The sequence below is a fragment of the Humidesulfovibrio sp. genome (assembly GCF_035560995.1).
In the GTDB taxonomy this organism is placed as follows: Bacteria; Desulfobacterota; Desulfovibrionia; order Desulfovibrionales; family Desulfovibrionaceae; genus Humidesulfovibrio.
Window position 1 is genome coordinate 1 of the sequence record NZ_DATMYK010000016.1, and the last position, 7,280, is coordinate 7,280.

Annotated in this window: 8 protein-coding genes; 3 read left to right on the forward strand and 5 right to left on the reverse strand. The window is 65.1% G+C overall.

From position 1 onward, the window contains the following. From VN419_RS00440 to VN419_RS00450, 3 genes are all read left to right on the forward strand, one after another. A partial coding sequence (locus VN419_RS00440; protein ID WP_325643280.1) for a tRNA-dihydrouridine synthase family protein occupies positions 1-981 on the forward strand: 981 nt, incomplete at its 5' end. A 97-nt stretch (positions 982-1,078) separates the two neighbouring features. Next, positions 1,079-1,927 (forward strand): 4-hydroxy-3-methylbut-2-enyl diphosphate reductase, encoded by an 849-nt coding sequence (ispH, locus tag VN419_RS00445; RefSeq protein WP_325643282.1) that lies wholly within the window; start codon positions 1,079-1,081, stop codon positions 1,925-1,927. A gap of 30 nt (positions 1,928-1,957) precedes the next feature. Further along, positions 1,958-2,929, forward strand: coding sequence for a chemotaxis protein (locus tag VN419_RS00450; protein WP_325643284.1), 972 nt, complete (start codon positions 1,958-1,960; stop codon positions 2,927-2,929). Between the two features lie 84 nt (positions 2,930-3,013). On the opposite strand, the gene VN419_RS00455 is transcribed toward VN419_RS00450, so the two are convergent. The 5 genes from VN419_RS00455 to VN419_RS00475 all read right to left on the reverse strand — a co-directional run bounded on the left by VN419_RS00455 (position 3,014) and on the right by VN419_RS00475 (position 7,271). Further along, entirely contained in the window at positions 3,014-4,300 is a 1,287-nt protein-coding gene (locus VN419_RS00455; RefSeq protein ID WP_325643286.1) for an Nramp family divalent metal transporter, read from the reverse strand. 18 nt (positions 4,301-4,318) lie between these two features. Continuing rightward, positions 4,319-5,596: a magnesium transporter MgtE N-terminal domain-containing protein gene (locus VN419_RS00460; RefSeq protein ID WP_325643288.1), complete on the reverse strand. Its 1,278-nt coding sequence runs from the start codon at positions 5,594-5,596 to the stop codon at positions 4,319-4,321. Between the two features lie 146 nt (positions 5,597-5,742). Beyond that, a complete protein-coding gene (locus VN419_RS00465) occupies positions 5,743-5,943 on the reverse strand; it encodes a twin-arginine translocase TatA/TatE family subunit (RefSeq protein ID WP_325643292.1) in 201 nt (66 codons plus the stop codon). 185 nt (positions 5,944-6,128) lie between these two features. After that, entirely contained in the window at positions 6,129-7,127 is a 999-nt protein-coding gene (ruvB, locus tag VN419_RS00470) for a Holliday junction branch migration DNA helicase RuvB (RefSeq protein ID WP_325643294.1), read from the reverse strand. A gap of 12 nt (positions 7,128-7,139) precedes the next feature. Continuing rightward, positions 7,140-7,271, reverse strand: coding sequence for a RuvA C-terminal domain-containing protein (locus VN419_RS00475; RefSeq protein WP_325643295.1), 132 nt, complete (start codon positions 7,269-7,271; stop codon positions 7,140-7,142). Positions 7,272-7,280 lie beyond the last annotated feature (9 nt).

A 7,280-nucleotide genomic window follows, 5' to 3' on the forward strand; every position in this document is an offset into this window, starting at 1 on the left:
CCCGATGCCCCCTGGCTGGCCCCCCTGGCCGGATATTCCGACCTGCCCTTCCGCACCTTGTGCCGGGCTTATGGGGCCGCCTGCTCCGAAACCGAGATGGTCAGCGTCAAGGGGCTGGTCTACGGCGGCTTCGGCACAGAACGCCTGCTGGCCACCACGGACGAGGACAAGCCGCTTGTGGTGCAGCTCTTCGGCGCGGAGCCGGAGATCTATGAGCGCGCCATGCCCATATTGTTGGAGCGCGGCTTCACGCACTTCGACCTCAACGCGGGCTGCTCCGTGCGCAAGGTGAACAAGAGCGGCTCCGGCTCGGCGCTCATGAGCCGCCCGGCCCTGCTGCTCAAGATCGTGGAGACCATGGTGCGCGCAGCCGGGCCGGGCGCGGTGGGCGTAAAGATGCGCCTGGGCTTCACCCCGGGCGAGGAGAACTTCCTGGACCTTGGCCGCGCCCTGCAAGACCTTGGCGCGGCCTGGCTGACGCTCCACCCCCGCACGGCCAAACAGCTCTTCGGCGGTCAGGCCCGCTGGGAAGCCATCGGGCAGCTCAAGCGCGCGGTGGACATCCCCGTGCTGGCCAGCGGCGACCTGTTCACGGCCGAGGACGCCGCCCGCTGCCTGGCCGAGACCGGCTGCGACGGGGTCATGTTCGCCCGCGGAGCCTTGACCGACCCCATGATCTTCCAACGCCTGAGGGACATCCTGGCCGGGCGCGAGCCCGCCCAGCGCACCGCCGAGAGCCTGGCCGAAGCGGCCCTCACGCACATCCGCCTGTGCCGCAACCTGGACCGAACTCCGCGCGCCTTCCGCGCGCTGCGGGCCTTTTTGCCACGCTACGCCAAGGGCTTCAGCGGCATCCGCGCCCTGCGCCACGCCCTGCTCACCTGCCACGACTGGGACGAACTGACGGCCATGGCCGGAAGCATCGCCGAACTCACAGCCGACCTTGGCCCTGTGGACCACTCCGACCTGGCGCAACTGTAGCGAACCCGCTGTTGACTCCGCCCGCCTGCTGGGCCAGAGTGTTCGAAGTACAGACATTTACGCTGGCAGCGCGGCAGCGCGGCCAAGAGAGGTGCTGATGGAAGTTGTGCGCGCCCGCCTTGCCGGGTTCTGCATGGGCGTGGGCTTGGCGCTCAAAAAGCTCGACGCCCTGCTTGAGGACGGCGACACCCGCCCCACCTTCATGCTCGGCCCCATCATTCACAATCCGCAGGTGCTGGAGGCCTACGCCAAACGCGGCGTGGGGCTGACGCGCAACCCGGACGAACTGCCGGACGGCTGCCGCGTCATCATCCGCGCCCACGGCATTCCCCGCCAGCACGAAACGGCGCTGCTTTCCCGCGGGGTGGAGGTGGTGGACGCCACCTGCCCCAAGGTCAAACGCGCCCAGCTGCTCATCGGGGCCGAGGCCGAAGCGGGCAAAAGCCTGCTGCTCTTCGGCGAGGACGACCACCCGGAAGTGCGCGGGCTTTTGAGCTACGCCGGGCCGGACGCTTTCGTCTTTGAAACGCGGGAGGAACTGGCCCGGCACGAGCTGGTCCCCGGCCGGGAGTATTTCCTGGCCGCGCAAACCACCCAGGACAGGCAGGGCTTCATCCAGATACAGGAAGAGCTGCGCGAGCGCCTGCCCGGCGGCCTGCCCGTGCTCGAGACCGTATGCGACGCAACACGCCTGCGCCAGGGCGAAGCCATCCGCCTGGCGGGCGAATGCGACTGCGTCATCGTGGCCGGCGGCAAGGCCAGCGGCAACACGCGCAGGCTCTCGCAGGTCATAGAGGAACAAGGCACGCCCACGGTGCTTGTGGAAACCGTTGACGACCTGACTGCGGGTGCATTACTGCAATATAAGCGCATGGGCTTAACTGCTGGCGCTTCCACGCCGAAAAGCATCATTGACGACATCGAAGCCTTTCTCCGGGCCCTGTAAGCAATCGAACCGCCCACGCATGGAGCCGCAATGAGCACGAACATGACCAACATCCTCCTTGAGGCCGGAACCAACGAACTGGAAATCGTGGAGTTCTACCTGGAGGAGCCGAATCCGGACGGCGGCGAGCCCTATCGCGGCTATTACGGCGTGAACGTGGCCAAGGTGCTGGAGATCATCCGCCTGCCGCGCATTACGGAGATGCCCCAGGTCTCGCACCCTTCGGTGCTGGGCGCCTTCAACCTGCGCGACCAGATCATTCCGCTGGTGGACCTGAGCCTGTGGCTCAAGAAAAAGCGCGCGGAAAACGAGCCTCCCAAGGTCATCGTCTGCGAGTTCAACAACGTCACCACCTCGTTCCTGGTCTCCGGCGTCAACCGCATCCACCGCATCAGCTGGGAAGAGGTGGAAGCGCCCAACAAATACATGTCCTCGCTGGCGTCCAATTCCATCACCGGCGTGGTGCGCCTTGAGGGCCGCATCATCTTCCTGCTGGACCTGGAGAAGATAGTGGCCGAGTTGAACCCCGAGCTTGGCCTGCGCTTCGACGAGAATGTGACCTGGGAAGCCGGGGTGCAGTACCGCGCCCTCATCGCCGACGACTCCACGCTGATCCGCGAGATGATCGGCGACCTGCTGCACCGCGCCAACTTCCTGGTGGAAAAGACCAACCACGGCGGCGAGTGTTGGGAGCGGCTCATGCAGATCAAGAAGATCGCCGAGGCCGAGAGCCGCCCGGTGACGGACTACGTGCAGGTGGTCATCTCCGACATCGAGATGCCGAACATGGACGGCCACAACCTGACCAAGCGCATCAAGGACGACCCCGTGCTGCGCGAGCTGCCCGTAATCCTCTTCTCCTCCATCATCACCGACAAGCTGCGCCACAAGGGCGAGGCCGTGGGAGCGGACGACCAGATCAGCAAGCCGGAGATCACCCACGTGGCCAAGCGCGCGGTGGACCTCATCAAGAGCCGCATCGCCGCCGCCGCGGACGCCTAAGCGAACCACGCAAGCGACAAAAAGCCGCCCGGTCCCTCTCGCAGGGGCCGGGCGGCTTTGTTTTGCGCAGGCGCTTACGGGCGGCTAGCGGCCCATGATCAGGGCGATGAAGCCGGGATGGATGATGTCGAGGGTCATAACCACAGTGAGGCCCATGACGATGACCACCGTGCCCCAGGCCACGGTGTTGAACACCGGGCCGTTGACGAAATCACCCATGAGGCGCTTGTCGTTGATGAGCCGGAGCATGAAGATGAGCACGAAGGGCAGCACCGCGCCGTTCACCACCTGGGAGATGTACATGATGGCGATGAGCGGGGCCTCCGGCCAGAGGATGCAGGCCGCGGAGACCGCGATGATGAGCGTGAAGAGCCAGAAGAACTGCGGAGCCTCGCGGAAGTCCTTGTCCACGCCAAGCTCCCAGCCCATGCCCTCGCAGATGTAGTACGAGGTGGACAGGGGCAGCACGCAGGCGGCGAAGAGCGAGGCGTTGAACAGGCCCACGGCGAAGAGCCCGGTGGCGTACTCGCCCACCAGAGGGGTCAGGGCCAGGGCCGCGTCGGCCGCGGTGTCGATCTTGACTCCGGCCTTGAAGATGGTGGCCGCACAGGCCACGACGATGAAGAAGGCCACCACGATGGCCATGACGCAGCCCACGATGACATCGAGCCGGGAGAAGGCGTAGTTCTCCTTGGTGATGCCCTTCTCCACCACGCTGGCCTGCTGGTAGAACTGCATCCAGGGCGCGATGGTGGTGCCGATGACGCCGATCATCATGGTCACGGAGTCGGGCGTCACGTGCATGTCCGGCACGACGGAGGCATGCAGCACCGCTCCCCAGTCCGGCCCGGACATGACCGCCGCCACGGGATAGGCCACGTAGACCACGCAGGCCACCAGGAAGACCTTTTCCACGATGCGGTACGAACCCTTGACGATGAGCAGCCACACGGCCACCGAGGCCAGGGGCACGGAAAGATATTTGCTGATGCCGAAGAGCTCCATGCTGGCGGCGATACCGGCGAATTCACTCACAGTGTTGCCCAGGTTGGTCAACAGCAGGGCGATCATGACATAGAAGGTGATCTTGACGCCGAATTTCTCGCGGATGAGGTCGGACAGCCCCTTGCCCGTCACCGCGCCCATGCGCGCGCACATCTCCTGCACCACCACAAGGGCGATGGTCGTGGGCAGCATCATCCACAAAAGCGACATGCCGAACTGCGCCCCGGCCAAGGAATAGGTGGTTATGCCGCCCGCGTCGTTGTCGACGTTGGCGGTGATGATGCCCGGCCCCAGAAGGGCCAGGAACATGATGATGTTCTTGCGGTTCAGCTTGCCAAGCGGCGAGATGATTTTGGAGAAGCTCATTGGAGTGCCGCCTGGTAGCTAAAAGTTGCGCGTGGCCTTGTACTGTTTCCAGCGCAGGGCAAAGGGCAGAAAGTGTTCCATGATGTCGTCGGAGGTGACGATGCCAGCCATCTTGCCGTCCTCCTCCAGTACGGGCACGGCGGCAAACTTGTACTGCACCACCAGCTCCAGCACGTCCTCCAGGCTCGCGTCCACGTCCACCGTCTTGGGGTTGCGGGTCATGATGCCCGCCACAGATTCGTCCCCGCGCGAGAGCAGAAGCCGCTTCAGGCTCACCACGCCAAGCAGCCGCTCGTCCGGGTCCAGCACATACATGTAGTAAATTGAGTCCATCTCCGCGCCCAGCAGACGCACCTGGCGCAAGGCGTCGTCCACCATGGCCTCCGGCGTGACGAAGAGATACTCGTTGTTCATCAGGCCGCCGGCCGAGTCGTCCTCGTGCTCCAGCAGCTCCTGCACCTTCTCCGCGTCCTCGGGGTCCATCTGGGCCAGCAGTTCCTGGGCCTTTTCGTCGGGCAGCTCGGCCAGAACGTCGGCGGCCTCGTCCGGGGGCATCTCCTCCAACACGTCGGCCGCGTGGGAGCTGTCCATCTGGGCCAGCAGGCGGCTGGAATCCTCGGGCTCCATCTCGCCCATGGCCTCGCCCGCGGCCTCCACGTCGATGGAGCTGAGCACGGCGGACACGTTTCCATGGGGCAACTGGGACAGGATGTTGGCCAGGTCGGCCGGGTGCATGTCGGAGAGCTTGTCGCGGGTGACGGTCAAGGTGAGCTGGGAGAGGTTGGCGTCCAGCGGCTGGACCAGGAGCCAATCGATTTCTTTCGGGGCCAGCTGGCGGTGCAGCACTCCGCCCAGCACATCCCAGGCCTTGAGGTAGCCCAGGCGGCGCAGGATGCCGCGGAAGCCGACATCCACGGCCGAGAGGCAGAGTCCATCCGGTGCCAGGGCCAGTTTCAGGTCGTTCACCCGCACCACGCGCGCGCCGTCAACATCCACGATCTGCTTGTCCAGGATGTCGCGGCGCATGAGCACCTCGTTGTGGGCCTCGGGCAGGTCGGGCAGGGTTTCCGGTTCGCCCCGCAGAGAGACGATGACGTCGTTGAACATGGCCAGATCGCTGAAGGCCACGCGGCGCGTGTGCCGCCCGCTCTTCACCAGCACGTGGTGCACCACGGGCAAGGGGTCTCCGGGGCTCATGGCCACATCAAAAAGCCGCCCGACTTCGCGGCCGGAGCGGCTGATGACGCTGCGGTCCAGGACCGCGCTCAAAAAGATATCTTTGGCGTGCTGGGACATGACGGCCTCCCTGAGCGCGTGGGCGCTCCTCTCGGTGAACGGAAAACACCAAAGACCGGCAGCCCACAAAAAAGCGGACTCCGGTGGCCTGCGTGCCGCCGGGCTTCAAGGCCGGTTAGAAAAACCGGCCACGGCGCGGCGGCGCGCTATTTTCGTGTATCCGAACTCTGGGTAGGCTGAGTAGGCTGGGCGGGCTGGTCGGGAGTGCCGTCCAGGCCCTTGCGCAGTTCACGAATGCTCTTGCCGATGCTGGCGCCGAGCTGAGGCAGCTTGCCGGGGCCAAAAACGAAAAGGGCGATAACCACGACCAGAAGCAGGTGCATGGGCTGAAAAAGCTGTCCGAACATGACGGTTCCTCCGTGTTCCCGTGGAGCGGACGGCCCGAAGTCGCATCCAGGTCCAGGGGAGGTCTTGCGCCGGGTAGTCGGCGTCATCCGGTTCGGGACGTTATCCTAAAAAAACAATCTGTGAACCAGACAATGCGGCATGCAGCCAAAACGTCACCGGGCTGTCACACCAACTCCGCAGGCCCTTACAGGGAACCGTCGCTCCCGTCAAGGCGCATTTTGAGGTGCTGGTAGGCCTTGGCCGTGGCCACGCGGCCGCGCGGGGTGCGTTTTATGAACCCGCACTGGATGAGGAAGGGCTCGTAAATATCTTCTATGGTTCGCGCTTCCTCGGAGCAGGCCACGGCGATGGTCTTTACGCCCACTGGTCCGCCGCTGAACTGATTCACGATGAGCGACAAAATCTTTCTGTCCATCTGGTCCAGGCCGTGCGGATCGACGTCCAGCTTGTCCAGGGACTGCTCGGCCAGCTTTTTGTCCACCACGCCCTGGCCGGAGACCACGGCATAGTCGCGGATGCGCCGCAAGAGCCGCCCGGCAATGCGCGGGGTGCCGCGCGACCTGCGCCCGATGGCCCAGGCGCCCTCCTCCGTCACCTTGACCCCCAGGATGTTTGCTGCACGCAGCACGATTCGCGCCAGCTCCTCCGGCGAGTAGAACTCCAGGCGGAACACGCAGCCGAAACGGTCGCGCAGGGGCGAGGTCAAAAGGCCCACGCGCGTGGTGGCGCCAACGAGCGTGAAGGGCTCAAGGTCGATTTTCACCGTGCGCGCGCCCGGCCCCTGGCCGATGATCAGGTCGATCTTGTAGTCCTCCATGGCGGGATACAAGATCTCCTCCACCGTTGCGGGCATGCGGTGGATCTCGTCGATGAACAGGATGTCGTGCTTGGAAAGGTTGGTCAGGATGGCCGCCAGGTCGCCCACGCGCTCAAGCACCGGGCCGGAGGTGGAGACCATGTTCACGCCCAGTTCGCTGGCCATGATCTGCGCCAGGGTGGTTTTGCCCAGGCCGGGGTTGCCGGAGAAGAGCGTGTGGTCCAGGGCCTTGCCCCGCTCGCGCGCGGCCTGGATGAACACGGAAAGGTTCGAGCGCACGTCCTCCTGGCCGATGAAGTCGGACAGGCGCTGGGGGCGGATGGTGTCGTCCGCCTGAGGGTGCTTGGTGGGCGCGTCGTCGCTCATGGGGCCTCCGGGCTAGGACCGCGCCGCGGCGATCTTTTTCAGGGCCACGCGGATGGCGCCGCTCGCGTCGATGTCCGGCTCGGCCTCGAAGATCTCCTTGACCATGGGCCGGGCCTCGTCCTCGGTGTAGCCCAGGGCCTTCATGCCCTGGAG